Raw genomic sequence first — 26,535 nt, forward strand, 5'->3', positions numbered from 1 at the left:
GATTGCGGCGCTGTCTGCCCGCGAGGTCATCTTTTCGGCCGGTTACCTGAATCGTTTTGGTCATCCACACCAGGAGGTGGTGGCCGCTTACACCCAGGCCGGAGCTCAGCTATGGAGTACCGCGAGCGCTGGCGCATTGCGCCTGGGCACGAGTGTTGATGGGCTCCAAATAGAGGCAGAGCGCCAGCGACGGCGCCACTGGTGGGAGGGCGGGGCACCAGAAGCACCGTGATAAACTGCGAACTTGCCCAGGTTTGGGCGCTGTTCAGTTGTTCAATCCCTCCAATTTCCAACCAATCGGGTCTCGGCCACTGTGTGGGATCTGCTCAAGGCCGGCGACTGGCCGGTCATTCCGCTGGTTCTGTGTTCCATCCTGGCGCTCGGCATCGTGCTCGAGCGGGCGTGGTCCTTGCAGCGTCGCCGCGTCTTGCCACCCACACTGCTGGGCCAGGTGCAGCGCTGGTGTGCCAGCGGCGAGGTGGATGGGGCGCGAATTCACAGCCTGCGCCAGCATTCGCCGCTGGGGCGCATATTGGCTGCCGTGTTGTTACACGGGGGCGAGGACCGCCAGCGCCAACGGGAAAATGTAGAGGACACAGGACGTCATCTGGCGCTGGAACTCGAACGCTACCTGACCGCCCTCGGTACGCTGGCGACCATTTCGCCGCTGATCGGCCTGTTTGGCACCGTGATTGGCATGATCGAGACCTTCAACGCCATCAGCCTGACTGGCCTGGGGGCACCCGAACAACTGGCGAGTGGTATCGCCATTGCTCTGGTCAACACCGCCGGTGGTCTGTTCGTGGCCATTCCAAGCTACATCTTTCACCGCTATTACCGCGGCCGGGTCGACGAGCTGGTGGCGGATCTTGAACGTCAGGCAGGGGAACTGGCCGAATCGCTGGCCGAGCAGACGGCACGCCTGCGGCGAGCGCAGGCTGTCAAACGGGCATGAATTTTCGAACCCGGCGCCGGCCGGACGACATCGAAATCAATTTTGTGCCGCTGATTGACGTGCTGGTGGTGCTGCTGATCTTCCTGATGGTGACCACCAGCTTCAGCCGCCTGGGGCAACTGAAGGTGGACCTGCCGCAGGCCGCTGCCGGTGCGACGGCACCGACCGACAATACAATTGATCTGGCTATCAGCGCTGACGGGCAATATGCGGTGGATGCCCTGGTTATCGGTGCCGATGACACGGCGGGCCTGACGGCGGCGTTGCGCAAGGCAGCCATCGGGCACGACGATCCGGTGCTGGTCATGTCAGTGGACCGCAAGACGCCGCATGAACGGGTCATTGCTGCCATGACAGCGGCGCGCGAGGCGGGCCTGGACAGCCTTACCTTTACGGTGGATACGGCGGCACAGCGCCATGAGTGAGGCCGCCGAAGTCTCGCGCTGGAAGCTGTATGCCCGTTTGCTGGGTTATGCGCGGCCACATTGGCGCGTGTTCGCGGTGGCATTGGTTGGCATGGTGGGAGCGGCAGCGACTGACCCGGCCTTTGCCGCGCTGATGAAACCGATGCTCGACGGCAGCTTCGTGGAGCGCGACCCGGAGGTGATCCGCTGGTTGCCGCTGGTCATGGTGGGGCTGTTTCTGACCCGTCTGGTAATGAACTTCGGCGCCGATTTCGGCATGAACTGGGTGGCGCGCCGGGTGATCAAGGATTTGCGCACGGCGATGTTCGATCACCTGCTGCGCCTGCCGGCGAGTTTTTACGATCGCAACGCCTCTGGCGCGTTGATTTCCAAGGTGACTTACGACGTGGAGATGGTTGCTGGTGCAACCAGCGACGCGTTGACGACCTTGCTGAAGGACAGCGTCGCCGTGCTTGGCCTGCTGGGCTGGATGTTCTATCTGAACTGGAAACTGGCACTGATTTTTCTTGTCGTGGGCCCGGGCATGGCGGCGAGCATCGGCGTGGTGTCGTCGCGCTTTCGGCGCCTGGGCACGCGTATCCAGGCGTCCATGGGCAATATCACGGCGGCGGCTGGCGAGGTCGTGGACGGCCACCTGGTGACCAAGCTGTTCAACGGGCAGGTCAGAGAGTCGGCGGCCTTCGACCGACTGTCCGAGCGCAACCGGCAATTACACATGAAGTGGGTGTCAGTGGATGCGCTCGGCGGCGGCCTGGTGCAGATGCTGATTGCCTTGACCATGGCGGGCATTCTTTACGCGGCAACGACTTTTGCCAGCAGCGACCGCACCACGGTGGGGGGGTTTACCTCGTTCATTGTCGCGGTGACCATGTTGCAGGCGCCGGTCAAGCGCCTGACCAAGGTCAACGGCGTGCTGCAAAAGGGAATCGCGGCTGCGCGCAGCGTGTTTGGCCTGATCGACGAGCTGGCGGAGCCGGACCACGGCCGCCAGGAGCTGCCCCTGGCCCGCGGCCAGGTCGACTACCAGAACGTCAGTTTTGGTTATGCCACCAGCCCGGCGCCGGTGCTGCAGGATGTGTCCTTGCACGCCGAACCGGGGCAGCGGGTAGCCATCGTCGGGCGCTCGGGGTCGGGCAAGACCAGCCTGGTCGGGCTCCTGCCGCGTTTTTATGAGCCGCAGGCAGGACGCATTCTGATCGACGGTGTCGATGTCCGCGATCTGACCTTGGCTTCGCTGCGGGCGCAGATTGCGCTGGTCAGCCAGCATGTGGTGCTGTTCAACGATACGGTCGCCAACAATATCGCTTACGGTCGCCGCGGCGAGGTGAGCGAGGCCGATATCGTGCGCGCGGCCGAGCAGGCCCACGCGATGGAGTTCATCGACAAGCTGCCGCAGGGGCTGGCCAGCATGGTCGGTGATAACGGCGTGCTGCTGTCCGGTGGGCAGCGTCAGCGCATCGCCATCGCCCGTGCGCTGCTCAAGGACGCGCCGATCCTGATCCTGGACGAAGCCACTTCGGCGCTGGACAGCGAGTCCGAACGCCATATCAAGGCCGCGCTCGATGCGCTGATGAATCACCGCACCACGCTGGTCATTGCACATCGCCTGTCGACCATCGAGAACGCCGACCTGATCCTGGTGATGCAGGACGGGCGCGTGGTCGAGCAGGGTGATCACCCCGGCTTGCTGCGTCAGGGAGGCGTATATGCCCGACTCCACCGCATGCAGTTCAGCGACGCGCAGGTCGCGGTTTAGGCCGCTGGGGTACTCGAAATCCTGGCAATGCAGGCGATCAGCCGCGGCTGGCGGCCATGATGCTTTCCACGAATTCCACGGCTTCCAGATAGCGGGCGGTCAGATCAAGCTCGGCCAGGGCCACTAATGCTGGATGGTCGAAATTGCCCGTTTCGTAATGGGTAACCGCTGCCAGTATCTGGCCCAATGGCCCGTGGTGGGTGCAGATGGCTTGTACCGTGGCCTCGCTCAGTGGCATGTCGGCCAGAATCTGCGTCAACGGTTGATCGACCAGCAATTCGGCGGTCGATAGCAGGCCCACGGTGAAGGCCGCATCCGCGTCCAGCTTCAGGCGTGCGGCGAGTTGTTCGCACATTCGGGCCCGCAGCAGCGTCAGGCGCACCAGCTCGAGGGGGGGTGTCTCGCCGCCGTCAAGCAGCAGCAAGCTGGCGATTTGGCGGATCTGCCGCTGGCCGATCAAGACCACGGCCTGACGGATCGAATCGATACGCCGGGGCAGGTAAAACATCGCCGAGTTGATATAACGCAGCAGGCGGTGGCTCAGGCCTGGGTTATTGCTTACCAGGGTTTGCAGCTCGCTGGTTTGCAGCGACGGATCCTGCAGGCGTGCCAGTAGACTCAGCACATCCTCGCGTCGCATCAGGCCACGCTTGCCACTGACAGTGCTGGGTCGGGCCAGCCAATAACCCTGAAACAGCGTGAATCCAAGCTCGCGGGTCTGCTCGAACTGCGTTTCGGTCTCAATCTTTTCCGCCAGCAGCTCGACGTTGAAACGGCGCAAGGCGTTCACCTGATCGGCCAGCTGACCGGCCGCGATGGCGGGCAAGTCAACCTTCGCAATGTGTGCCAGCTCCAGAAGCGGGTCGAGCGCCGGTTGGTAGACGACGTCATCCAGCGCGATCCGGTAACCGCGATCGCGCAGGTGGCGCAGCGCGGCCAGCACCTTGGGCTCCGGTGCCACGGTTTCCAGTACCTCGATCACCACGCGTTGTGGCGGCAGCGTCAGGGGCAGTTCCGCCAGCAGGCTGGCCGTGTCCATGTTCAGAAAAGCCCGTTGTCCGGCGACCAGCCGATCAAGACCAATCGACATCAGGGCATCGATCATCACGTGCGAGGTGCGGTCTTCATTGTCGGTCAGAGCATCGCCTGCCGCGGCGCTCATCCGGTACAGCAGCTCGTAGGCAACGACTTTTCGATCCACATCAAAGATGGCCTGGCGCCCGAGGAACACCTGCCGTGTGAGTTCGTCGCCTTGCATCAGCTGGGACAGGCGCGTTGGTAGCTAGGGGGCCACGCATCGGCATGGGCGCGCGGTACGTGCTTGGCCGGCTCTGCGGTAGTGGCCAGGTCGCCCGTGCAAAGAGCCACAGCAGCATGCTCGCGCGCCGTTCGCGCCGTTCGCGCCGTTCGCGCCGGACCAGCCGTGTGCCGGGCGAGCTTGCCACCATGGGTATCGCGCAGGTTCGACACCGGCGACAGGAATGAACTGAGCAAGAAGCCGGAGGTCATGTGAAGTTCCAGTACCTCGAAGTCGGCTTATTGAGCCTGACCGGTGGACTGTACAAAGGGGTCGGCAGTCTGTCGAGGTGTATTTTTTCAGCGTCTGTTGTAAGCGGGTAGTCCGCCGCAAACGCAAGCAGGCTGGGGGCAACCGCGTCCCGGCACTGCAGGTGCCGCGGAGTAAATCAGCGGACCCCTAGTGCAGCACCGTGTCCTCGTCCACGGTGACCGTCGGCGTGGGCGAGGCGTGGTGCACGATCATGCGCCAGCCGGAGTCTGTTTGCCGATAAACGTTGGTCGCGATCACCGGTGGCTGGTGGCTGTCGTCGCCGCGCAGGTTCAGTTGTTCGTGCACCACGTGGGTGGCAAGTTGCCCATCCCGGCGCTGGAGAACCGATACCGTGCTCACGGTCAGGTGCGGGCCACCGGCGAACATGCGACGCCAGGCGGCGAAGATGGCGCGATGGCCGTGCAGCTCGGGCCACATCGGGTGTACGCACACCAGATCCGGACCGTCATCCCACACCGCGTGCATCAATGCCGCGTCGGCATTTTCCAGGGCCAGGTAGAAGGCCGCCTCGGCGGCCTCCGGTGTGTCGAAAGCGCTATTTGTCATGTTGGACCGAGTGGTCGTGGGCAGGAGAGCTTCGTGGCTTGTCGGCTCGCATATATGAAGTTTAAAGTGCCAGCTTACAAGAGAGTTGACAAAACCAGAGTTGACAAAACCTTGTCCGTCCAGGATCCCCACAGGAGATACCCATGGCCCGCACCTTATGGTATACGCGCTGCCCGGTCGCCACGGCGTCCGGAATCGCCTTTCAACGCCAGTCGTTCGACAAGGAGTTCGACGGTTCGGACTTTGTGGTGCGCAATATCAAGGAGCTTGGCCGCGAAAAGGCTGACTCTCACTTCGATCACAGCCTGGCCGATTCATTCAGGGAAGGTGGCGCCATCCCGCCGCTGTGGGCACGCACCCGCGGCGCCGACACACTGGCAGTGGGCCTGACCTTCGTCGCCGACTCATTGGCCACATTTGTGCGGGCCGACGACAAGGCCCAGCGCGTTCAGGATCTGGCCGGCCGCCGCTGCGGACTGCCGGTGCGCCCGTACATCCTGATCGACTTCATGAAGGTCAACGCTCACAAGGGTTTCTACTCCGCCTTGCTGGCCAACGGCATGCGGGAGTCGGACGTCCGGTTTGTGGAGATGACCATCAACGACGACATGCACGGCAGCATCAACGCCGACCTGAAACAGGGTGACCGACCGAGCCTCTACGATGCCGACATCGATTACCTGCTGCGTGGCGAAGTGGACGCCATCTTTTGCAAGAACGCCGAAGTCGGTCTGATCCAGCGCCGCTACCAGGGACGTATCCGCAAGCTCTACGACCTGATGACCGACCAGACTGATCGCGCGCACATGGTCAATGCCAACCCGCGCATCATTACCGTGAGCGCCGGCCTGGCCAGGGAAGCACCCGAGGCGGTGGAACGCTACCTGCAGGTTTTGGTACGCACCGCCAACTGGGCCGCCTCCCGCCCGGCCGAGGCAACGGCGGTAATGGCCAGGGAACTGGGTGTGTCCGAAGCGGACATCCGCTCCAGCTATGAAGCGGATTTTCACAACAAACTGTGGCCGTCGTTTGGGCCGGAAGTCCGTCGCCTGCTGCAGGTACAGATCGATTTCATGCAAAGCCACGGTTACCTGGGACAGGTCGATCTGGATGCCTGGATGCAGCCGCGTTTCCTGGAACAGGCATACCGGCGGGAAGGGCTGCCGGCAGTAGCGTGAGGAGGATGTATTCAGGCACTGACCACGCGATCCCGGAGGCCGCATGACCATTGCTTACTGGTGTGTCTTGGTACTGATTTTCTTTCCGCCTGTGCTGGGTGGGCTGGCCAAGAGTGGCGGTTTCGATAACAGCCAGCCGCGACTGAGCGTGGCGGCGGTCTCTGGCTGGCGAAAACGTGCCGACTGGGCGCAGTCGAATATGCTGGAGAACTTTGCGCCGTTCGCCGCGGCGGTGATCGTTGGCCACCAGCTGGGCCTCGCCCAGGGCACCCTGGACCAGCTTGCGCTGGCCTTTGTGGCGCTGCGTACGCTGCACGCCGCGTTCTATATCGCGGACCTCGCCACCTTACGCTCGCTGGCTTACGTCGGCGGTCTGGCCTGCATCGTCGCCATTTTTGTAATGGCGGCCTGAGTACCCAGGGGACACCAGTAAAACCGAATGGGACCGATACCCACTCGGCTTATCGTTGTCCTTTTTAGTCGGGCTCGTAACCCAGGTTGGGCGCCAGCCAGCGCCGGGCCTGCGCCAGCGTCCAGTCCTTGCGCCGGGCGTAGTCCTCGACCTGGTCGCGGCCGATGTCGCCGACGCCGAAGTAGCGCGCCTGCGGGTGGGCGATGTACCAGCCGCTGACCGCCGCCGTCGGCAGCATGGCGTAGTGCTCGGTGATGCTCATGCCGGCGTTGCGCTGGGCGTCCAGCAGCTGCCAGAGCGTGCCTTTTTCGGTGTGCTCGGGGCAGGCCGGGTAGCCGGGCGCAGGGCGGATGCCCTGGTATTGCTCGTCGATCAGGGCTGTGTTGTCGAGCGTTTCGCCTGCGGCGTAACCCCACAGTTCGGTGCGCACACGCTGGTGCAGCCACTCGGCCAGGGCTTCCGCCAGCCGGTCGGCCAGGGCCTTGAGCAGGATGGCGCTGTAGTCGTCCTGCTGCGACTCGAAGCGCGCCACGTGGGCGTCGATGCCGATGCCGGCGGTGCAGGCAAACGCGCCCAGCCAGTCGGCGACGCCGCTGTCGCGGGGGGCGACGTAATCGGCCAGGCACAGGTTCGGCACGCCGGCCGGTTTTTCCTGCTGCTGGCGCAGGTGGTGCAGGGTGGCCAGCACCGCGGTGCGCGTGTCGTCGGTGTAGAGCTCGACGTCGTCGCCGGTGGCATTGGCCGCAAACAGGCCGACCACGGCGCGGGCGGTCAGCCAGCGCTCGTCCACGATGCGCTGCAACATGGCCTGCGCGTCGCCCAGCAGCTGGCGCGCCTGCTCGCCGACCACCGAGTCGTCGAGAATCTTCGGGTAGCGGCCGGCCAGTTCCCAGGCCTGGAAAAACGGCGTCCAGTCGATGTAGGGAACCAGTTCGGCCAGATCGATGGTGTCCAGCACGGTGATGCCCGGCTGGCTTGGCGCAACCGGCCGGTACGCGGCCCAGTCGGTCTGGTAGGCGTTGGCGCGCGCCTGCTCCAGCGTTAGCAGCTTGCTGCGCTGGTGTTTGGCGGCGTGGCGGGCGCGGGCCTGCGCGTAGTCTTCGAGCACCTGGCTTTTGAAGCCCTGGCGCAGCTCCGGCGAGATCAGGTTCTGCGCCACACCGACGGCGCGCGAGGCGTCCTTAACGTATACCGTGGTGCCGTCGAAGGCGGGCGCGATCTTCACCGCCGTGTGGGCGCGCGAGGTAGTGGCGCCGCCGATCAGCAGCGGCAGGTCCATGCCCTCGCGCTGCATTTCCTTCGCCACATGCACCATTTCGTCGAGCGAGGGCGTGATCAGGCCCGACAGGCCGATGATGTCGACGTGTTGCTCGCGCGCGGTGCGCAGGATGGTGTCGCAGGACACCATCACGCCCAGGTCGATGACCTCGAAGTTGTTGCACTGCAAGACCACGCCGACGATGTTCTTGCCGATGTCGTGCACGTCGCCCTTGACGGTGGCCATCAGTATTTTGGCCTGGGCGCGGGCGCTGCCGTCTTTTTCGGCCTCGAGGTACGGCAGCAGCACGGCGACGGCTTTTTTCATCACCCGCGCGCTTTTCACCACCTGCGGCAGGAACATCTTGCCGGCGCCAAACAGGTCGCCGACCACGTTCATGCCGTCCATCAGCGGGCCTTCGATGACCTCGATGGGACGGGCGAAGGCCAGGCGCGCTTCCTCGACGTCCTGATCCACGTAATCGGTGATGCCCCGCACCAGGGCGTGTTCCAGTCGCTTGCCGACCGGCAGCTCGCGCCAGGCCAGATCCTGCACCGGCGCCGCCGCGCCAGCGACTCCGCGGTAGCGCTCGGCGGTTTCGAGCAAGCGCTCGGTGGCATCCGGGCGGCGGTTCAGCACCACGTCCTCCACCCGTTCGCGCAGGTCCGGATCGACGCTGTCGTACACGCCAAGCTGACCGGCGTTGACGATGCCCATATCCATGCCGGCCTGGATGGCGTGGTACAGGAACACCGTGTGGATGGCCTCGCGCACCGGCTCGTTGCCACGAAACGAGAACGACACGTTGCTCACGCCGCCGCTGATTTTGGCGTGCGGCAGGCGCTGCTTGATCAGCCGCGTCGCCTCGATGAAATCGACCGCGTAGTTGTTGTGCTCGTCGATGCCGGTGGCGATGGCAAAGATGTTCGGGTCGAAAATGATGTCCTCGGGCGGGAAGCCGATCTGCTGCGTCAGCAGCCGGTAGGCCCGCTCGCAGATGGCCACCTTGCGCTCGCAGGTGTCGGCCTGGCCCTGCTCGTCGAAGGCCATCACCACCACCGCCGCGCCGTAGCGGCGCACCAGCCGCGCCTGTTCCAGAAACGCTGCCTCGCCCTCTTTCATGCTGATCGAGTTGACGATGCCCTTGCCCTGCAGGCATTGCAGGCCGGCCTCGATCACCTCCCACTTGGACGAATCCACCATCACCGGCACGCGGCTGATGTCCGGTTCGCTCGCGATCAGGTGCAGAAAACGCACCATGGCCGCCCGCGAGTCGAGCATGCCCTCGTCCATGTTGATGTCGATGACCTGGGCGCCGCTTTCCACCTGCTGGCGGGCGACGTCGATGGCCGCCTCGTAGTCGCCGGCCTTGATCAGGTTGGCAAAGCGCTTCGAGCCGGTCACGTTGGTGCGCTCGCCGACGTTCACGAACAGGCTGTTCGCGTCGATGTCCAGCGGCTCAAGCCCGGACAGGCGCAGCATGTGCCTTGGCTCCGGCAGGGGCCGGGGCGCGATGCCCTGCACCGCGTCCGCAATGGCGCGGATGTGCTCCGGCGTGGTGCCGCAGCAGCCGCCGACGATGTTCAGCAGGCCGTCCTGCGCCCATTGCTTGAGGTGCCCGGCCATGAACTCGGGCGTCTCGTCGTAACCGCCAAACGCATTGGGCAGGCCGGCGTTGGGATGCGCGCTGACGCGGCATTCGGCCACGCCGGCCAGTTCGTGCACGTACTCGCGCAGCAGCTCCACGCCCAGGGCGCAGTTAAGGCCCACCGACAGCGGCTGCGCATGCGCCACCGATGCATAAAACGCCGCTGCCGTCTGGCCGGACAGGGTGCGGCCGGAGGCATCCGTGATGGTGCCGGAGATCATCACCGGCAGCCGCTGGCCGCTGGCCGCGAAGTGTGTCTCGATGGCGTACAGCGCGGCCTTGCAGTTGAGCGTGTCGAACACCGTCTCGACCAGCAGAATGTCCACCCCGCCGTCAATGAGGCCGCGCAGCGCCTCGGTGTAATTGGTCACCAGCTCGGCGAAGCTTACGTTGCGAAAGCCGGGGTCGTTCACGTCCGGCGACACCGACGCGGTACGGCTGGTGGGGCCAAGCACCCCGGCGACGAAACGGGGCTTGGCCTCGCTGCTGTACGCCAGCGCGCAGGCCCGCGCCAGGCGCGCGCCCTCGAAATTCAGTTCGTAAACGAGGTCCTGCAGGCCGTAATCGGCCTGCGATACGGCGGTCGAATTGAAGGTGTTGGTCTCGACAATGTCGGAACCGGCGTCGAAATAGGCATTGTGAATGGCTCTGATCACGTCTGGCCGGGTCAGTGTCAGCAGGTCGTTGTTGCCCTTCAGCTCGTGCGCGAAGTCGGCGAAGCGCTCTGCCCGATAGTCCGCGTCGGTCAGTTCGTAGCGCTGGATCATAGTGCCCATTGCGCCATCCAGCAGCAGGATGCGCGATTCGAGCTGCTCAAGCAGCAGGGCGGTACGGTCGGTCATGGCGGAGTCAGGCGGTCGGTGGGGGTGGAATTGTAGCTTGGGCCCTTGGGGGCGACCGCAGCCCGGACGCAGGCCCGGCGCCGGACCGTGCGCGACGATCACGGCAAACCATGCCCGCTGCGTCCATTTGTGGCCAACCGCGACGCGCTGTTCCTGGGCAAGCGCTGGGCAAAGCAGCGGCTCCCTAACGCATCAAGGCGGTTCGTGGCCCGGGTCAGGGCAGCGGGGGTCTGCGATGAAGCCAGACAGGTCAGAGCCGTCACCCGGAGTCGAGCCGCCTCAGCGGCGCACGCGTTTGCTTGTGCCGCTGCTCGCGCAAGGTTAATGTGCCGCGCCACTGGTGCCCTGGGGAGGGATCCGCTTTGGACCTGCGCTTTTTGCGTTCTTTTTTTGCCAATCCCATGCGCATGGGCGCCGCCTTTCCCAGTGGGCCGCTGCTGGCGGGCCAGATTACCGACCCCATCGACTTTGCCCGTGCCCGGGTGATCGTGGAACTCGGTCCCGGCACCGGCGCGTTCACCCGTATGTTGGAGCAGCGCGCTCACCCGGCGTGTCGAGTGCTGGCGCTGGAACTGGACCCTGACCTCGCGGTTTATGTCGCGGCGCGCTATCCGCGGGTGGAAGTGATCAACGCCGGCGCGCAGAACCTGGGTGAAGTGCTGGCCGAACGCGGTCTGGGCCAGGTCGATGCGGTGGTGTCCGGCCTGCCGTTTGCCAACTTCAGTGCTCACCAGCAGACATCGGTGGTCGATGCCGTGCTCGCCGCGTTGCGCCCCGGAGGGGCGTTTGTGTCGTACAGCTTTGTGCATGCGCAGATGCTGCCCACCAGCTGGCGTTTTCGGCGCAACCTGAAACGGATTTTCGGGCGCCTGGATATCTATCCGGTGCTGTTCAACGCGCCGCCGGCGCTGGTGTACAGCTGCGTGGCATAGTCGGCTCCTTGACGGGAGCGTCTGGCCGCGATCGGGTTCTGACGGGTCGCCTGACCGGCGCGAATCCTGGTCGCGTCATTGAGGACGCTTGATCTTGGGCCGGTCTTGCGGCACTTTAACGGGCGTTAAGGCTGCGCAATGGGTCTGGGTTCGCGCCCCGCAGCCGGTATTGGGAAGACCCCAGGCGAGCCGGGCGTTTGCAATGCGCCGGGCACCACACGTTCATGGAGGAACGACGCATGAAAATCGACGACCTGAGCGGTTATCCCGCCAGTCTGGTCAATCCCGAAACGGGCCTCGTCAGTCGGCGCGTCTTCACCGATCCCGATATTCACCACCTTGAGCTGACGCGCGTGTTCGCCCGCAGCTGGCTGTTCGTTGGCCACGAATCCGAGGTGTTACGCGTCGGTGATTACGTCAGCCGGGTGATGGGTGACGATCCGGTCATCCTGGCACGTGGTCAGGACGGCAAGCTGCGGGTATTCCTGAATGCATGCACGCACCGTGGCGCGCTGCTGTGCCGGGGCGACAGCGGCAACTCCAGCGGCTACGTGTGCCCGTACCACGGCTGGAGTTTCGACAACACCGGCCTGCTCAGTGCCATGGCTGATACCCCCGAGGCCTACAAGGGTCGCGTGGACCTGGGTACCTTCAACCTGGTGCAGGCGCGGGTGGGCGTGCATGCCGGGCTGATTTTCGCCACGTTCAACGATCAGGCGCCCAGTCTGGACGAGTACCTGGGTGACGCCCGCTGGTACATCGACATGCTGTTCGCCCGTACGCCGGGTGGCGCGCAGGCCTTGGGTGCGCCGGTGCGCTGGATAGCGCAAAAGAACTGGAAGTACGGCGCTGTCAACTTCGGCGCTGACGGGCCACACGCGTTGAAGACGCACGGTCCAATCACGCGCAAGATCGCCGCCGGCATGCCGCTGGAAGTACTGCGGGACCTGGCCATCGAGGGTCCGGCAATCCGTGCCGGCAATGGGCATGGCTGCATTTTTGTGGACCTGCCACCGGGCATGCCGCCGTGGATAGGGTTTCACCCGGACATGGTCAAGCTTTACGAGAAAACGCTGAATCCCGGACAGTTGAAGCTCAAGTCGAACATGTTCAACAAGGTGATGACTATTTTCCCAAACCTGTCATGGGTGCATTTCCCGATTTTCTTCTCGCCTGACCAGATGCCGGTCAATTTCTTCAACGTGCGGGTCTGGCAGCCGACCGGGCCGGATCGGACCGAAATATGGAACTGGTTCTTCGCCGATCGGGAGGCCCCTGACGAATATAAACAGGCCAGCCTGCAGGCCGGCATTCGCACCTTTACCGCCGCCGACACCTTCGATCAGGACGATGCCGAGGCCTGGGCGGCCATCGATGCCGGCAGCCGCGGCACCATTGGCCGCGACCGCATGAGCAGCTTCCAGATGGTGCTGGCCTCGCACGACGAACGCATTGCGGACTTCCCTGGACCGGGTGAGGCCTATCGTTCGACTTACTCGGAAATGTCCGAGTTCGGCATATTGCTGCGCTGGCGCGAGTTGATGGCGGCAGGCTGAGAACATGGCAATGGAAAACACCCAGCAACAAGTTGACGACGCGACCTATCGCCGCATCCTGAATTTTCTGTACGACGAGGCCGAGCTGTTCGACCAGCACGCCTACGGCCGCTGGCTGGAGCGGGTCACGCCGGATATCCGCTACCGTATGCCGGGCCGCGGCTTTCACGAGGGTCAGGCACCCGAGACGCAGTTCGTGAACGGCTATTACGATGACGACTACACCACGCTGGCCGTGCGTATCGACCTGTGGTCGCGGCCGTCCAGCACCACCGCCGAGAACCCGCAAACCATCACCCGCCACTTCGTGACCAATATCCGCGCTTACGACGGCGCGCAGCCGGGCACGTTTCGGGTCACCAGCCACGTGCTGGTGTTCCGGGTGCGGCCGACACAGAAGCAGCCGTATTTTTTCTCGGGCCGGCGCGAGGACCAGCTTCGCGAGGTGGATGGCGAGCTGCGCCTGGCGGCGCGGGACATCCTGATGGACGAGGTCGTTTTAATGAGCCCGAATCTGAGCTTTCTTGTTTAATTGATTGTTTTAAATAATCAAGAATTCTTGAGCGCATCGGCGACACGGCCGAAGGCCGGTTCCAGCATTTGCCGGTACTTGTCGTCGATGCCCACGTCGATCATCGCCTGACCCATGCACTTCATCCATTGCTGGGTGGCGGCCTCGTCGATCTGAAACGGTTTGTGCGCCTTGGCGATGCACGGGCTGCCGCGCTTCTGGATGAACAGCGCGGGTCCGCCCAGCCAGCCGGACAGGTATTCGAACAATGACTGACGCATGGGGCTCAGGTCGGCCTTGTGCATGGCGCGGATGGTGGCCACCTCGGAATCGCTGTCCATCAGGTCGTAGAAGCGGTCGACCAGGGCACGCACCGTGGGCTCGCCACCGAGCCAGTCGTACATGGTGTCACTCACGGCGGGAACCTCGGCTAGCTGCGGAAATATCGTTCCAGAACTATGCCAATGGCAGCGTCGAGCCAGGTTGACTCACGTCAATGCCGGGCCGGGTTCATTCGCCTGGGCGGTACAGCGCTCGCAATTGCCGACAGGCAACGGTGGGGCTCAGGTCGCCACGGCTCACGGCGTCGCTGATCCTGGGCAGCGCATCGGCCACCGCCGGATGCCGACGAAAATCCTGTCGCAGCTGCTCGTTGACCAATGCCCACAGCCAGTCGACGGCCTGACGGGCGCGCTTGGCGGGCAGATCACCGCCATCGGTAATCGCCGCACGGTGGCGCATGACCGTATCCCACACCGCAGTCAGTCCCTGCTGGTGCAAGGCGCTGCACGTCAGCACGGGCGGTGACCAGTGCCCTGAGACCGGCCGCAACAGGTGCAAGGCCAGCTCGAACTGACTCTTGGCCAGTGCCGCGGCCGTTGGGCTGATGTCGGCTTTGTTGACGACGACCAGATCGGCAAGTTCGACCACACCCTTCTTGAGTGCCTGTAACTCATCGCCCGCATTGGGCAGTTGCAGCAGCAGGAAGCAGTCGACCATGCCGGCGACCGCCGTTTCGGATTGCCCGACGCCGACGGTTTCGACGATGACCACGTCGTAACCGGCCGCCTCGCACAGCAGCAGGCTCTCGCGGGTGCGGCTGGCCACGCCGCCCAGATTGCCGCCGCTGGGCGAGGGCCGGATAAACGCCGCCAGCTCCCGCGACAGCAGCTCCATCCGCGTCTTGTCCCCCATGATGGAGCCGCCGGTGCGCTGGCTGGACGGATCCACCGCCAGCACGGCCAGGCGCTGCCCGAGACTGAGCAGGTATAGGCCCAGTGCCTCGATGAAGGTGGACTTGCCCACACCCGGCGCGCCACTGATGCCCAGGCGAATCGCCTGGCCAGTGTGCGGCATCAGCGTTGTCAGTAAGGCTTCCGCGCGGGGCCGGTCATGCGGATGCGTGGATTCGACCAGCGTGATGGCCTGAGCCAGCGCGCGCCGCTCGCCGGCCTGGACACCCGCTGCCAGGGCTGTGACGTCCGAGTCGTTCAAGGGCTGGCTTGCGCCGGACGGGCAGCGCGGATGGCGGTCAGTACGTCACGCGCGGCCTTGGGGATGACGGTTCCGGGGCCAAAGATGCCGGCCACGCCGGCCGCGCGCAGAAAGTCGTAATCCTGCGGCGGGATGACGCCACCGACCACCACCAGAATGTCATCCGCGCCTTCGGCTTTCAGTGCCTTGATGATCTGCGGCACGAGTGTTTTGTGGCCGGCGGCCAGACTCGATATGCCGACCACGTGCACGTCGTTTTCCACTGCCTGGCGGGCGGCTTCCTGCGGGGTCTGGAACAGCGGGCCGATGTCGACGTCGAAGCCCAGATCCGCAAAGGCGGTGGCGATGACCTTGGCGCCGCGGTCGTGGCCGTCCTGGCCGAGCTTGGCCACCATGATGCGCGGGCGGCGGCCGTAGTCACGCTCGAAGGCCTCGATGTCGCCGCGCAGTTCGTCCCAGCCGCTGTCGCCGGCATACGCCGCCCCGTATACGCCGGATACCGACTGCGACTGTGCGCGGTGGCGGCCGTAGACCTGTTCCAGGGCGTCGCTGATCTCGCCGACCGTGGCCCGGGCACGCGTGGCGGTGACGGCCAGTGCCAGCAGATTGCCGCTGCCGCTGCGGGCGGCCTCGGTGAGTGCGGCCAGCGCCTGTTGCGCGGCATTTTCGTCGCGGCTGGCACGCAGCGTCTTCAGACGGGCCACCTGCCCGTCGCGGACCTTGGCGTTGTCCACTTCCAGCGTGTCGACGCTGTCCTCGGTGGCCAGGCGGTACTTGTTGACGCCGACGATGGTGTCCTCGCCGCGGTCGATGCGCGCCTGCTTGGCGGCCGAGCATTCCTCGATGCGCAGCTTGGGCATGCCGGTTTCGATGGCCTTGGTCATGCCGCCGAGCGCCTCGACCTCCTCGATGATCTGCCAGGCCTGGTCGGCCAGGTCCTGGGTGAGCTTCTCCATCAGGTAGGAGCCGCCCCAAGGGTCGATGACGCTGGTGATGTGCGTTTCTTCCTGGATCACCAGCTGGGTGTTGCGGGCGATGCGCGCCGAGAACTCGGTCGGCAGGGCGATGGCCTCGTCCAGCGCGTTGGTGTGCAGGCTTTGCGTGCCGCCGAACACCGCCGCCATGGCCTCGATGGTGGTGCGGATGACGTTGTTGTAAGGATCCTGCTCGGTCAGCGACCAGCCGGAAGTCTGGCAGTGCGTGCGCAGCATCAGCGAGCGCGGATCCTGGGCGCCGAACGTTTTCATGATCCGCCACCACAGCAGGCGCGCCGCGCGCAGCTTGGCGATCTCCAGATAAAAATTCATGCCGATGGCAAAGAAAAACGACAGCCGCGGCGCAAAGGCGTCGATGTCCAGCCCGCTGCCCTGCGCGGCGCGCACGTACTCCATGCCGTCGGCCAGGGTGAAGGCCAGCTCCAGCGCCTGCGTGGCCCCGGCTTCCTGGATGTGGTACCCCGAGATCGAAATGGAATTGAACTTGGGCATGTGCTGCGCGGTGTAGCCGATGATGTCGCCGACGATGCGCATGGACGGTTCGGGCGGGTAAATGTAGGTGTTGCGGACCATGAACTCCTTGAGGATGTCATTCTGGATGGTCCCGGAAAGCTGGTCCTGGCCGACGCCCTGGTCCTCGGCGGCCACGATGTAGCCGGCCAGCACCGGCAGCACCGCGCCATTCATGGTCATCGACACCGAGACGGTGTCCAGCGGAATGCCGTCGAACAGGACCTTCATGTCCTCGACCGAATCGATGGCTACGCCGGCCTTGCCGACGTCACCCTCGACGCGCGGGTGGTCGGAGTCGTAGCCACGGTGGGTGGCCAGATCGAAGGCCACCGACACGCCCTGGCCGCCGGCTGCCAGCGCCGTGCGGTAGAAGGCGTTGCTTTCCTCGGCCGTCGAGAAGCCGGCGTACTGACGGATGGTCCACGGCCGTCCGGCGTACATGGTGGCCTGTGGCCCGCGCAGAAAGGGCTCGAAGCCGGGCAGGGTGTCGGCGAACTCAAGTCCCGCTAGATCAGCCGCCGTATACAGCGGCTTGACCGCCAGACCGTCGGGCGTTTGCCAGGTCAGATGGTCCAGCGGCTTGCCGCGTAGCGTCTTTTCGGCTGCCGCTTGCCATTGCTGCAGGGATACAGGCGGAAGTTTCGGGTAGGGCATGACGGTCCTTGATAGAGCAGGCCGGGACATAGTCTTGGCATTTTAGCGGTTAGCCCCAATTGGTGAGTCGCGCCTGAAACTGGCCCGCACCAGACTCGTTACGAAGCGAGTAGCCGGCGGCGATTTTCCGACCTGCTTCGGGGGGGGTTCAAATTTCCCGTTCAGTGACCTATGCTCGCCCAAGCCGATGTGACGTATCGGTCGCCTGGTCCGTGTTTTTGCGGGTCGGTCCGGGAAGCGCCATTTAGATTTTCGAATTTCTTGGCTGCGAGGGGGCGAAACTATGACAACGCTGAAGTTGAATTTGGCGGTGATGGGAGTCGTTCTGGGTCTATGGTCAGCCATGCCGGTTTGGGCACTGGTGTCCCCTGAACAGGCAGCCGAACTTGGCCTTCAAGGCACTCGCCTGACTCCGATGGGCGCAGTTCGCGCTGGCAATGCGGATGGCACCATCCCCCCCTGGGAAGGTGGTATCTCTACACCGCCTGCGGGTTACGAGATCGGCGGTTGGTATGTGGATCCTTATGCCGATGATAAGCCTCTGTTTACCATTACCGCGCAGAATTACCAACAGTATGCCGACCGACTCCTGCCAGGGTCGATTGCTCTGTTCCAGAAATACCCGGACACGTTCACCATGCCGGTGTTTCCCAGTCGGCGTAGCGCAGCCGTCCCGCAATGGCATTATGAGAATTCTATCTGGAATGCAACCCACACACAGCATTGCGACCCCTCGCCGGGGCCAGACCGCGAGTACCGCTGCCTCGACACAAGCAGCTATCGACCGGGGGTTGCATTTCCCATTCCCAATAATGGCGCCGAGGCGGTTTATAACCACGGCATGTATTTTTTTGGAAAATCACATGTGTGGCGGGGTTATGCATTCAACGCGTTTGCCGATGGCAATTATGCGGAAACAGTAAAAGTCGATCGTTCACTTCTGTTGCAGTACATGACCCCGGAGGAGAAACCAAAGGGTGAGGTTTTCACGCGCAATGGTGGCGCCATGTGGTGCTTCAGTGCGGAGGATCTGCAGCCGCCGCGCAATGCGGGCACCATGTTTGGTGGCTGCAATTATTTCGAGTCTCAGGACTTTGATGCATATTTATACATTCCAGGCCAAAGGCGCGTACGCAAGGCTCCGGAAATTGGTTTCTATGACAGCCCGGGCACGGGTTCTGATGGCTTGCGCACCGCCGACTCGCGCACCATGTTCGGCATGACCGGTGACGAGGAGTGGTATGAGTATTCCGAGCCCGTGCGCAAGGAATATTTCATTGCCTATAACAGTTACAAGCTCGCCAGCCCCGAATATGATTTCAAGGATATTGTCCGCGCTGGGCATCTCAATTCGGATTTGATGCGCTACGAGTTGCATCGGGTGTGGGCGATTGAGATGAAACTCAAACCGAAATACCGTCACCTGTCGCCGCATCGGTTTGTGTATTACGACGAAGACAGCTGGGCCGGCACCGCGGCTGAGATGTATGACGCCAAAGGCGATCTGTGGCGTGTATTGGAAAGCTATTCGCTGCAGTTTTACGACGTGCCCATGCTTACTTTTTGGGGCGACAACAATATGGATCTGATCAATGGCCGTCAGTCGTCGGTCAACGCGTTCTTCAATGTGGGCGCGAAACGCGGCGGTGGGCCTCCGGACTTCGTGAATCGCCCAGACCCGGACTATTTCACGCCGGCGGGCTTGCGCAAGCACGGTATCCGCTGAGTGTCCCGGCCGGTGGCGGGTCCAGGCGGCATGGATGGATCACCTGGGGCAGCATCGTACTGATCCTTGCGTGAAGTCATAGAAGCGCCGGGCGTTCAGTACGAAGATTGTTCGCACGTAAGCGAGCTTGGCGGACACAGTGAAACTGATCGACCGTGCCGGTTTGGCGGTGTTGCTCAGCGCCTTGCAGGTGCGCGGTTACGAGACCATCGGCCCGGTGCGCCGCGACGGCGCCATCGTCTACGACCGTATCGACGAGGTCAGCGAGCTGCCGGCCGGTTGGACCGACCACCAGGCGCCTGGCAGCTATCGCCTGGAGCGGCGCGACGATGATGCCTTGTTCGGCTACGCGGTTGGGCCGCAGTCGTGGAAGCGCTACCTGTTTACGCCGCAGCAGACCTTGTTTTCGGTGGCCCGCCAGCCGGACGGTGGCCTGGCTTTTACTCCGGCAGCGCTTGCAGCACCCAAGCGCGCCTTCATCGGCGTACGCGCCTGCGAACTCGCCGCCATCGGCATTCAGGACCGCGTGTTCCGGGATGGTGAGCACGTCGACGCCGCCTATGCGGCGCGGCGGGACGCGGTGTTGCTGGTGGCGGTCAACTGCGCGGTGGCGGCCGACACCTGCTTTTGCAGCTCGATGGGCACCGGTCCGGCGGTCTCCAGTGGCCATGACCTGGCATTGACCGAGCTGATCGACGCCGCCGGGCACCACTTTGCGATTGAGGCCGGTTCGGCCATAGGCACACAGCTATTGGCCGATCTGCCCGGACGCGCGGCAAGCGCCGACGATCTCGCTGCTATCCGCGCCGTGCCGCAGCGAACCGCCGCCAGCATCAGCCGGAGTCTGGATGCCGGGGGGGTGCCGGCGCTCCTGATGCGTAATCTCGAACACCCACGCTGGCAGGAAGTAGCCGATCGCTGTCTGTCCTGCGCCAATTGCACCTTGGCTTGCCCGACCTGTTTTTGCTCCACCAACGAGGAAGTCACCGACTTGGCCGGCGCAGCGCACCACCAGCGACGCTGGGATTCCTGTTTCAACGTCGAGTTCAGCCACCTGGGCCACGGCAGCGTGCGCGGCTCGGTCAAGTCCCGGTACCGGCAGTGGCTGACCCACAAGCTGGCCACCTGGCACGATCAGTTCGGCGAGAGCGGCTGTGTCGGCTGCGGACGGTGCATCAGCTGGTGCCCGGTCGGCATCGACATCACCGAGGAAGTGGCCGTCATCGCTTCCGACGACCGGGGGGCGACCGCATGAACCTGCGCGAACTGGTCGACAGTCAGCGCTTCTGCCAGGGGCTCACGCCGGGGCAGTGCACGGGCCTGGCCGCCTGTGCCGGCGAACGCAGTTTTGCCCCGGGAGACTATTTGTTGCGTCAGCATGCGGTGGCGGACACCTTCTATCTGGTACTCAGCGGCGAGGTTCAGATTCGTCTGGCGGTGCCGGGGCAGGGCGTGGTGACGCTGGAGACCATCGGCCCGGACGAGGCGGTTGGCTGGTCCTGGTTCGTGCCCCCGCACCGCTGCCAGTTCGACGCCCACGCGGTGCTGCCGACGCGCACGCTGGCCTTCGCCGCCGCGCCGCTACGCGCGTTAATGGAGCAGGATCCGACGGTCGGCTATGCGGTGTTAAAGACGCTGGTGGGGACGCTCACCCAGCGCGTGCAGTCGTGTCGGCTGCAAGTGCTGGATGTGTACGCACCTCCCGGCGCGTAACCATGGGTATGGATGCCACGTTGCCGGCGCCCTGGCGCATCGCGTGGCGGCGACCGGAGAGCGCCGCCGGTGATGTATTCACCTGGGCAGTGGAGCCGGTAGACGGCACGGGATCGTCGTTCCTGCCAGGCCAGTTCAACATGCTGTACGCCTACGGCATCGGCGAGGTGCCGGTGTCGATCAGCAGCGACCCGGCGGGCACGCCCTGGTTGCACACCATCCGCGCGGTGGGCAGTGTCACCCGGCCGATGGCGGCCCTGAAGGTCGGCGAGGTGATCGGTTTGCGTGGGCCTTACGGAAGCGCCTGGCCGCTGGTGGCGGCCGAGGGTGGCGATCTTCTGATCGTCGCCGGTGGCTTGGGTCTGGCACCGCTGCGTTCCGCCATCTACCAGGCGCTCAGGCGCCGATCCCACTACCGCGGTGTGTATGTGCTTTATGGCACGCGCAGTGCGGCTGACGTCCTGTTCGCCGACGAACTGGCCGCCTGGCGCGACGGTGGACAAATCGAAGTCGCGGTTACGGTGGACCGGGCCACGCCGGACTGGTCTGGCGAGGTGGGCGTGGTGACCCGCCTGATACACCGCGCCGGCTTCGATCCGGCCACCACCACCGCGCTGCTGTGCGGGCCGGAGATCATGATGCGTTTCGCGGTGCTGGCGCTGCAGCAGCGCGGCGTGCCGGATAAGGCCATCCACCTGTCCCTGGAACGCAACATGAAATGCGCTGTCGGCTACTGCGGCCATTGCCAGCTCGGTCCGCATTTCGTGTGCCGCGACGGGCCGGTACTGGCCTGGCCGCGCCTGTCCAATTTATTGGGTGTGATGGAGCTGTGACGGCGCCCCGACTGCGGCTGGCAGTGTGGAAGTTCGCTTCCTGCGACGGCTGTCAGCTGAGCCTGCTCGACTGCGAGGACGAGCTGCTGGCGCTCGCCGAGGGGGTCCAGATTGCCCTGTTTGCGGAGGCTTCCAGCAACATGCTGCCCGGTCCCTACGACGTGTCCCTGGTGGAAGGCTCGATCACCACCGCCCACGACCGCGAGCGCATCCAGCAGGTCCGCGCCGAGTCCGGGCTGCTGGTCACGATCGGTGCCTGCGCCACGGCCGGCGGCATCCAGGCGCTGCGCAATTTTCGGGATGTCGAGGAATGGAAGCAGCTGGTCTATGCCCGGCCCGAGGTGATCGATGCGCTGGCAACCTCCACGCCGATTGCCGAGCACGTGAAGGTCGATTTCGAGCTGCGTGGCTGCCCGGTGAGCAAGCGTCAGTTGCTGGAATTGCTGGCGGCGCTGCTGGCCGGCCGGCGGCCGAATGTGTCGACCGCTAGCGTGTGCGAGGAATGCAAGGCGCGCGGCACCCCGTGCGTGATGGTGGCGCACGGCACGCCGTGCCTGGGGCCGGTGACGCAGGCCGGATGCGGCGCTATCTGCCCGGCCTATAACCGTGGCTGTTATGGCTGTTTCGGCCCCAAGGAAACGCCTAATCCGGCAGCCCTGAGCGAACGGCTGACCGAGCTCGGAATGGACCGCGCGACGCTGCTGCGCGTGTACCGCAGTTTCAATGCCGGCGCACCGGCGTTTGCCGACGAGGCGGCGCGGCATGAGTGAGGGCACGCGTACCATCGAGGTGAACTATCTGGCGCGGGTGGAGGGCGAGGGTGCGCTGCACCTGCGCATCGAACAAGACCGACTGGTGGCCGCGCAGCTGCGTATCTTCGAGCCGCCACGGTTTTTCGAGGCGCTGCTGCGCGGGCGCGATTTCCGCGAGGCGCCCGACATTACCGCCCGCATCTGCGGCATCTGTCCGGTGGCCTACCTGATGAGCGCCTGCGCGGCCATGGAAGACCTGTGCGGGGTCGAGGTGTCGGCCCCGATCGCCGACCTGCGCCGGTTGCTGTACTGCGGGGAGTGGATCGAGAGCCACGTGCTGCACATCTTCATGCTGCACCTGCCCGATTTCATGGGCTACCCGGATGCGGTCCGCATCGCCCGGGACCACCCCGAGCTGGTGCGTATGGGCCTGCGGCTGAAGAAAGCCGGCAATGCCATCGTCGCGCTGCTCGGCGGGCGCGAAATTCATCCCATCAACGTGCGTCTGGGTGGCTTTTATCGGGCGCCGAAACGCGCCGATCTGTTGGCGCTGCGGGCCGAGCTGGAATGGGCGCTCGGGGCCGCCGAGCAAACCGTGGCGCGCGTCTCGGCGCTGGCGTTTCCGGACTTCGAGCGCGACTATGAGTTCGTGGCCTTGCGTCACCCCGAGCACTATCCGATGAACACCGGCCGGCTGGTGTCCAGTCGCGGTGTCGATCTGCCGGTGACCGGCTATGACGACTACCTTCAGGAGCATCATGAGGTGCACTCCACCGCGCTGCAAAGTCGCACCGCGAGCGGTGGCGTGGTGCACCTGGGGCCACTGGCGCGTTACGCGCTGAACCGCGACCGCCTGACGCCGCGGGCGCGGGCGGCAGCCGACGCGGCAGGCCTGGGCGCGCAGGTTTGCAACCCGTTTCGCAGCATCGTGGTGCGCGCGGTGGAAGTGGTGCTGGCCTTCGAGGAGGCGCTGCGCCTGGTCGACGCCTATCGCGAATTCGACCTGCCAGCGCTGCCGGTGGAACTGCGCCCCGGCGTGGGTTATGGCGCGACCGAGGCGCCGCGCGGCACGCTGTACCACCGCTACACCGTGGACCAGGACGGCCTGATCACGGACGCCAAGATTGTCGCCCCGACGGCGGTCAACCAGGCGGTGATCGAAGCCGACCTGCGTCACTATCTGGAACCGAACCTGCACCTGCCGGACGACACCCTGCGCGGGGTCTGCGAAACCGCCATCCGCAATTACGACCCGTGTATCTCCTGCTCGGCGCATTTTCTCAAACTGGACGTGGAGCGCGACTGAGTGGACCGGCCGCGCATCATTGGCATTGGCAACCCGTCGCGATGCGATGACGGGGTTGGGCCGTGGTTGGCCGGGCAGCTTGCCGGGCGGCTGGGGCCGCAGGCGCAGGTGCTGACACTCGGCAACGACGGCCTGTCGCTGCTCGACGCTTTTCGCGGCGCCCAGGAGGTGCTGTTGCTGGACGCTGTGCAGTCCGGGGCGCCGGCTGGCACCGTCCATCGCCTGGATGCGGCGGCAGCGCCGCTGCCGCCGGACTGGTTACGCTGCTCGACGCACCTGCTGGGCGCCAGCGAGGCGGTGGAACTGGCCCGCGCGCTTGGTGACCTGCCGGAAAAACTCACGGTTTATGGCATCGAAGGCGCCGACTTCGGCTTGGGCGAGGGGCTGTCGACCCCGGTGGCCGTCGCCGCCGCGGCGCTGGTCGAGGAAATCATCCGCCAGTACACGCAGGCCAGCCATGCATGAACACTCCCTGATCGCGAACCTGCTCAGCAAGATCGAAGCCGTCGCCCAGCAGGAACGGGCCGAGCAGGTGGTCGGCGTGCGTGTGTGGCTGGGTGCGCTCAGCCATATCTCGGCCGAGCATTTTCGGGAGCATTTCGTCGCCGGTTGCCGTGGCAGTGTTGCGGACGGCGCCTGGCTTGAGGTCGAGCACTCGGACGACTCCGACCACCCGCAGGCGCAGGACATCCTGCTGCGCGGCATCGAGGTGCGCTGATGGCCCTGGCCACAGCCGCGTTTGAAACGCGCCGGCAGCGTCTGCGGATCGCCGTGACCGGTGCCGTGCAGGGCGTGGGTTTTCGGCCCTACACCTACCGGCTGGCATGCCAGCTTGGCCTTGCCGGTTCGGTGCGCAACACCCCGGTCGGGGTTGAAATTGATGCCCAGGGTGAACCCGCGGCGCTGCATCAACTCCTGGCGGGCCTACGCGCGGCGCCCGCGCCGGCACGGGTCGATCAGGTCCAGGCGCAGCCCTGCCGGGCCGACGACCGGACCACGTTTGTGGTGGCCGAAAGCAGTCTTGGCGCTGGCGACGCGCTGCCGTTGCCGGACCTGGCGCTGTGCGCGGACTGCCTGGCCGAGATTCGCGACCCGGCCAGCCGCCGTTTCGACTATGCGTTTACCAGTTGCAGCCGCTGCGGGCCGCGCTACAGCATCATTGCCGGTCTCCCGTACGACCGTGCGCGCACCGGTATGGCCGGCTTCACGCTGTGTCCGGCGTGCACGGTCGAGTATGCCGACCCGACCGACCGCCGTTTTCAGCATCAGGCCAACGCCTGCCCGGCCTGCGGGCCAAGGCTGTGGTTGGCGGACGGCGATGGTCAATCCCTGGCGCAGAGCACAGCGGCACTCGCCGGCGCCGCCGCGCTGCTGCGGGGCGGCGGCGTGCTGGCACTCAAGGGCCTGGGTGGTTTTCAGTTGCTGGTGGATGCGCGCGACCGGGCTGCGGTGGCGCGCCTGCGCGAGCGCAAGGCGCGGCCCGACAAGCCCTTCGCGGTGATGTACCCCGAGCTTGAGGCCGTGCAGCTTGCCTGTCACGTGAGTGCTGTCGCACGCGCGGCGCTGACCAGCGCCGCGGCACCGATTGTGCTGCTGCCGCGGCGCGCCGACGGCCTGGCGTCGAACGTAGCGCCTGGCAATCCGCGTCTTGGCGTGATGCTGCCGTATACGCCGCTGCACCGGCTGCTTCTGGACCGGCTGGATTTCCCGGTGGTCGCGACGTCCGGCAATGTTGCGGGCGAACCGCTGTGCAGCGAGAACGCACACGCGCTTGCCCGCCTGGCCGGCGTTGCCGATGCCTTTTTGCTGCACGACCGGCCCATCCAGCGGGCGCTCGACGATTCGGTGGTGCAGATCGTCCGCGGCGTCCCGCAGGTACTGCGCGCCGCCCGCGGTTACGCGCCGCTGTCGGTAGCCTGCGGGCCCGGCGACGGTGCTGTCCTGGCGTTCGGTGGGCACCTCAAGGCGGCGCTGGCGGTTGGCGGTGACCGGCGCATCGTGCTGGGTCAGCACCTGGGTGATCTTGATAGCGCTGCGGCCCTGGCCGGCTTCGATGCCGCGGTACAGGAGCTGCCGACACTAACAGGCACGGCGCCGACGCTTGTGGTCTGCGACGCCCATCCTGACTACGCCTCCAGCCTGCGGGCCGGGGCGTTGGGCCTGCCGTTGCGGCGGGTGCAGCACCACCACGCCCATGTGGTCGCGGTGATGGCCGAGCACGACCTGGACGGCGAGGTGCTGGGCGTGGCCTGGGACGGCAGCGGCCTGGGGGACGACGGCACGCTGTGGGGCGGCGAGTTTTTCGCTTGCACACGCCAGGCTTATCAGCGCCGGGCATGGCTGTGGCCGTTCCCGCTGCCCGGCGGCGAGCGCGCGGCGCGCGAACCACGCCGGGCGGCGCTAGGGCTATTACACGCCGCCTATGGCGAAGCGGCCGGGGCACTCGATTTGCCGCCGCTGCGCGCCTTCACGGCCGACGAGCGACGCTCGCTGCATCGGGCCATCGGGCGCGGCATCAACGCGCCGCTGACGTCCAGCATCGGCCGGCTGTTCGACGCCGTCGCCGCGCTGGTCGATTTGTGCCAGCAGATGAGTTTTGAGGGACAGGCCGCGCAGGCCTTGCAATCCGCGGCCGAGGCAGCGGGGCCGGCAGCGCCCTATCCCTTGCCCCTGCGTCCGGCGCTCGACGGGCACGTGGCCGACTGGGGTCCGCTATTGACAGCATTGCTGTCCGATGTCGCCGCCGGCACGCCGGCAGGGGTCATCAGCATGCGTTTTCACGCCGGATTGGCGAACCTGATTGCGGCTGTTACGCGGCAGTTCGGCGCCCAGCGAGTGGTGCTGGCCGGTGGTTGTTTTCAGAACGCGCTGCTGCTGGAACTGACCGCCGGGCGCCTCGCGGATGCCGGGGTGGCGGTGTTCTGGCCGCAGCGGCTGCCGCCGGGCGATGGTGGTCTTGC

The 26,535-nt window shown here is 65.2% G+C and carries 25 protein-coding genes; 18 read left to right on the forward strand and 7 right to left on the reverse strand.

The genetic code is table 11. The features are described 5' to 3' along the window. From ABZF37_RS06635 to msbA, 4 genes are all read left to right on the forward strand, one after another. Window positions 1-232: hypothetical protein (locus ABZF37_RS06635; RefSeq protein ID WP_372718090.1), on the forward strand; the 232-nt coding region annotated here is incomplete at its 5' end. 81 nt (window positions 233-313) lie between these two features. Beyond that, the gene (locus tag ABZF37_RS06640) at window positions 314-955 is read left to right on the forward strand and encodes a MotA/TolQ/ExbB proton channel family protein (protein ID WP_372718092.1); all 642 of its coding nucleotides are present in this window, start codon (window positions 314-316) and stop codon (window positions 953-955) included. Next, window positions 952-1,380: an ExbD/TolR family protein gene (locus ABZF37_RS06645; protein WP_372718094.1), complete on the forward strand. Its 429-nt coding sequence runs from the start codon at window positions 952-954 to the stop codon at window positions 1,378-1,380. Before ABZF37_RS06640 ends, ABZF37_RS06645 begins: the two co-directional genes overlap by 4 nt. After that, entirely contained in the window at window positions 1,373-3,136 is a 1,764-nt protein-coding gene (msbA, locus tag ABZF37_RS06650; protein WP_372718096.1) for a lipid A export permease/ATP-binding protein MsbA, read from the forward strand. The genes ABZF37_RS06645 and msbA overlap by 8 nt, the downstream gene beginning before the upstream one ends. Before the next feature lie 37 nt (window positions 3,137-3,173). Here msbA and ABZF37_RS06655 read toward each other — a convergent pair whose 3' ends face one another. The 3 genes from ABZF37_RS06655 to ABZF37_RS06665 all read right to left on the reverse strand — a co-directional run bounded on the left by ABZF37_RS06655 (window position 3,174) and on the right by ABZF37_RS06665 (window position 5,252). Then, on the reverse strand, window positions 3,174-4,394 hold the full coding sequence (locus ABZF37_RS06655) for an EAL and HDOD domain-containing protein (RefSeq protein WP_372718098.1): 1,221 nt from the start codon (window positions 4,392-4,394) through the stop codon (window positions 3,174-3,176). Next, window positions 4,394-4,645 carry a hypothetical protein gene (locus ABZF37_RS06660; protein WP_372718100.1) on the reverse strand — a complete coding sequence of 84 codons (252 nt, stop codon included), beginning with the start codon at window positions 4,643-4,645 and terminating at the stop codon, window positions 4,394-4,396. Before ABZF37_RS06660 ends, ABZF37_RS06655 begins: the two co-directional genes overlap by 1 nt. Before the next feature lie 187 nt (window positions 4,646-4,832). After that, a complete protein-coding gene (locus ABZF37_RS06665; RefSeq protein ID WP_372718102.1) occupies window positions 4,833-5,252 on the reverse strand; it encodes a nuclear transport factor 2 family protein in 420 nt (139 codons plus the stop codon). A 143-nt stretch (window positions 5,253-5,395) separates the two neighbouring features. Between ABZF37_RS06665 and ABZF37_RS06670 the strand changes: the two genes are divergently transcribed. Together ABZF37_RS06670 and ABZF37_RS06675 are read left to right on the forward strand one after the other, a co-directional pair. Then, window positions 5,396-6,430 carry an ABC transporter substrate-binding protein gene (locus ABZF37_RS06670; protein ID WP_372718104.1) on the forward strand — a complete coding sequence of 345 codons (1,035 nt, stop codon included), beginning with the start codon at window positions 5,396-5,398 and terminating at the stop codon, window positions 6,428-6,430. 43 nt (window positions 6,431-6,473) lie between these two features. Continuing rightward, complete coding sequence (locus tag ABZF37_RS06675; protein WP_372718106.1) at window positions 6,474-6,842, forward strand: MAPEG family protein; 369 nt, start codon at window positions 6,474-6,476, stop codon at window positions 6,840-6,842. Between the two features lie 64 nt (window positions 6,843-6,906). Here ABZF37_RS06675 and metH read toward each other — a convergent pair whose 3' ends face one another. Then, entirely contained in the window at window positions 6,907-10,590 is a 3,684-nt protein-coding gene (metH, locus tag ABZF37_RS06680) for a methionine synthase (RefSeq protein WP_372718108.1), read from the reverse strand. A gap of 362 nt (window positions 10,591-10,952) precedes the next feature. Here metH and ABZF37_RS06685 point away from each other — a divergent pair, with 362 nt between their 5' ends. The 3 genes from ABZF37_RS06685 (at window position 10,953) to ABZF37_RS06695 (ending at window position 13,610) form a co-directional block, all read left to right on the forward strand. Then, on the forward strand, window positions 10,953-11,522 hold the full coding sequence (locus ABZF37_RS06685; RefSeq protein ID WP_372718110.1) for a class I SAM-dependent methyltransferase: 570 nt from the start codon (window positions 10,953-10,955) through the stop codon (window positions 11,520-11,522). Window positions 11,523-11,761: 239 nt separating this feature from the next. Next, window positions 11,762-13,078 (forward strand): aromatic ring-hydroxylating dioxygenase subunit alpha, encoded by a 1,317-nt coding sequence (locus ABZF37_RS06690; protein WP_372718112.1) that lies wholly within the window; start codon window positions 11,762-11,764, stop codon window positions 13,076-13,078. Between the two features lie 4 nt (window positions 13,079-13,082). Beyond that, a complete protein-coding gene (locus ABZF37_RS06695) occupies window positions 13,083-13,610 on the forward strand; it encodes an aromatic-ring-hydroxylating dioxygenase subunit beta (protein WP_372718114.1) in 528 nt (175 codons plus the stop codon). A 17-nt stretch (window positions 13,611-13,627) separates the two neighbouring features. Here ABZF37_RS06695 and ABZF37_RS06700 read toward each other — a convergent pair whose 3' ends face one another. The 3 genes from ABZF37_RS06700 to scpA all read right to left on the reverse strand — a co-directional run bounded on the left by ABZF37_RS06700 (window position 13,628) and on the right by scpA (window position 17,245). Beyond that, complete coding sequence (locus ABZF37_RS06700; protein ID WP_372718116.1) at window positions 13,628-14,005, reverse strand: group II truncated hemoglobin; 378 nt, start codon at window positions 14,003-14,005, stop codon at window positions 13,628-13,630. A gap of 94 nt (window positions 14,006-14,099) precedes the next feature. Further along, window positions 14,100-15,083 carry a methylmalonyl Co-A mutase-associated GTPase MeaB gene (gene meaB / locus ABZF37_RS06705; RefSeq protein WP_372718118.1) on the reverse strand — a complete coding sequence of 328 codons (984 nt, stop codon included), beginning with the start codon at window positions 15,081-15,083 and terminating at the stop codon, window positions 14,100-14,102. Then, window positions 15,080-17,245 carry a methylmalonyl-CoA mutase gene (gene scpA, locus ABZF37_RS06710; RefSeq protein ID WP_372718120.1) on the reverse strand — a complete coding sequence of 722 codons (2,166 nt, stop codon included), beginning with the start codon at window positions 17,243-17,245 and terminating at the stop codon, window positions 15,080-15,082. Before scpA ends, meaB begins: the two co-directional genes overlap by 4 nt. 283 nt (window positions 17,246-17,528) lie before the next feature. Here scpA and ABZF37_RS06715 point away from each other — a divergent pair, with 283 nt between their 5' ends. From ABZF37_RS06715 to hypF, 9 genes are all read left to right on the forward strand, one after another. Continuing rightward, complete coding sequence (locus ABZF37_RS06715) at window positions 17,529-18,971, forward strand: DUF1329 domain-containing protein (protein WP_372718122.1); 1,443 nt, start codon at window positions 17,529-17,531, stop codon at window positions 18,969-18,971. A gap of 139 nt (window positions 18,972-19,110) precedes the next feature. Beyond that, entirely contained in the window at window positions 19,111-20,226 is a 1,116-nt protein-coding gene (locus ABZF37_RS06720; protein WP_372718124.1) for a 4Fe-4S dicluster domain-containing protein, read from the forward strand. Beyond that, the gene (locus ABZF37_RS06725) at window positions 20,223-20,684 is read left to right on the forward strand and encodes a cyclic nucleotide-binding domain-containing protein (RefSeq protein WP_372718126.1); all 462 of its coding nucleotides are present in this window, start codon (window positions 20,223-20,225) and stop codon (window positions 20,682-20,684) included. Before ABZF37_RS06720 ends, ABZF37_RS06725 begins: the two co-directional genes overlap by 4 nt. 2 nt (window positions 20,685-20,686) lie before the next feature. Next, complete coding sequence (locus ABZF37_RS06730) at window positions 20,687-21,517, forward strand: FAD/NAD(P)-binding protein (protein ID WP_372718128.1); 831 nt, start codon at window positions 20,687-20,689, stop codon at window positions 21,515-21,517. Then, on the forward strand, window positions 21,514-22,287 hold the full coding sequence (locus tag ABZF37_RS06735) for an oxidoreductase (protein WP_372718130.1): 774 nt from the start codon (window positions 21,514-21,516) through the stop codon (window positions 22,285-22,287). The genes ABZF37_RS06730 and ABZF37_RS06735 overlap by 4 nt, the downstream gene beginning before the upstream one ends. Next, the gene (locus ABZF37_RS06740) at window positions 22,280-23,575 is read left to right on the forward strand and encodes a Ni/Fe hydrogenase subunit alpha (protein WP_372718132.1); all 1,296 of its coding nucleotides are present in this window, start codon (window positions 22,280-22,282) and stop codon (window positions 23,573-23,575) included. Before ABZF37_RS06735 ends, ABZF37_RS06740 begins: the two co-directional genes overlap by 8 nt. Then, a complete protein-coding gene (locus ABZF37_RS06745; protein WP_372718134.1) occupies window positions 23,576-24,040 on the forward strand; it encodes a hydrogenase maturation protease in 465 nt (154 codons plus the stop codon). It abuts the gene before it with no gap. Beyond that, complete coding sequence (locus tag ABZF37_RS06750) at window positions 24,033-24,293, forward strand: hydrogenase/urease maturation nickel metallochaperone HypA (protein ID WP_372718136.1); 261 nt, start codon at window positions 24,033-24,035, stop codon at window positions 24,291-24,293. Before ABZF37_RS06745 ends, ABZF37_RS06750 begins: the two co-directional genes overlap by 8 nt. Beyond that, a partial coding sequence (gene hypF / locus ABZF37_RS06755) for a carbamoyltransferase HypF (RefSeq protein WP_372718138.1) occupies window positions 24,293-26,535 on the forward strand: 2,243 nt, incomplete at its 3' end. The genes ABZF37_RS06750 and hypF, both read left to right, overlap by 1 nt.

Origin of the sequence: Immundisolibacter sp. (assembly GCF_041601295.1) — a bacterium.
Lineage (GTDB): Bacteria > Pseudomonadota > Gammaproteobacteria > Immundisolibacterales > Immundisolibacteraceae > Immundisolibacter.

Bases quoted from the DNA above. Each gene is read 5' to 3' on its own strand.
- ABZF37_RS06715 (WP_372718122.1), top strand. From the start codon at position 17,529: ATGACAACGCTGAAGTTGAATTTGGCGGTGATGGGAGTCGTTCTGGGT.
- metH (WP_372718108.1), bottom strand. From the start codon at position 10,590: ATGACCGACCGTACCGCCCTGCTGCTTGAGCAGCTCGAATCGCGCATC.
- msbA (WP_372718096.1), top strand. From the start codon at position 1,373: ATGAGTGAGGCCGCCGAAGTCTCGCGCTGGAAGCTGTATGCCCGTTTG.
- ABZF37_RS06665 (WP_372718102.1), bottom strand. From the start codon at position 5,252: ATGACAAATAGCGCTTTCGACACACCGGAGGCCGCCGAGGCGGCCTTC.
- ABZF37_RS06750 (WP_372718136.1), top strand. From the start codon at position 24,033: ATGCATGAACACTCCCTGATCGCGAACCTGCTCAGCAAGATCGAAGCC.
- ABZF37_RS06645 (WP_372718094.1), top strand. From the start codon at position 952: ATGAATTTTCGAACCCGGCGCCGGCCGGACGACATCGAAATCAATTTT.
- ABZF37_RS06730 (WP_372718128.1), top strand. From the start codon at position 20,687: ATGGGTATGGATGCCACGTTGCCGGCGCCCTGGCGCATCGCGTGGCGG.
- ABZF37_RS06740 (WP_372718132.1), top strand. From the start codon at position 22,280: ATGAGTGAGGGCACGCGTACCATCGAGGTGAACTATCTGGCGCGGGTG.
- ABZF37_RS06675 (WP_372718106.1), top strand. From the start codon at position 6,474: ATGACCATTGCTTACTGGTGTGTCTTGGTACTGATTTTCTTTCCGCCT.
- ABZF37_RS06690 (WP_372718112.1), top strand. From the start codon at position 11,762: ATGAAAATCGACGACCTGAGCGGTTATCCCGCCAGTCTGGTCAATCCC.
- ABZF37_RS06725 (WP_372718126.1), top strand. From the start codon at position 20,223: ATGAACCTGCGCGAACTGGTCGACAGTCAGCGCTTCTGCCAGGGGCTC.
- ABZF37_RS06670 (WP_372718104.1), top strand. From the start codon at position 5,396: ATGGCCCGCACCTTATGGTATACGCGCTGCCCGGTCGCCACGGCGTCC.
- ABZF37_RS06660 (WP_372718100.1), bottom strand. From the start codon at position 4,645: ATGACCTCCGGCTTCTTGCTCAGTTCATTCCTGTCGCCGGTGTCGAAC.
- scpA (WP_372718120.1), bottom strand. From the start codon at position 17,245: ATGCCCTACCCGAAACTTCCGCCTGTATCCCTGCAGCAATGGCAAGCG.
- ABZF37_RS06695 (WP_372718114.1), top strand. From the start codon at position 13,083: ATGGCAATGGAAAACACCCAGCAACAAGTTGACGACGCGACCTATCGC.
- ABZF37_RS06655 (WP_372718098.1), bottom strand. From the start codon at position 4,394: ATGCAAGGCGACGAACTCACACGGCAGGTGTTCCTCGGGCGCCAGGCC.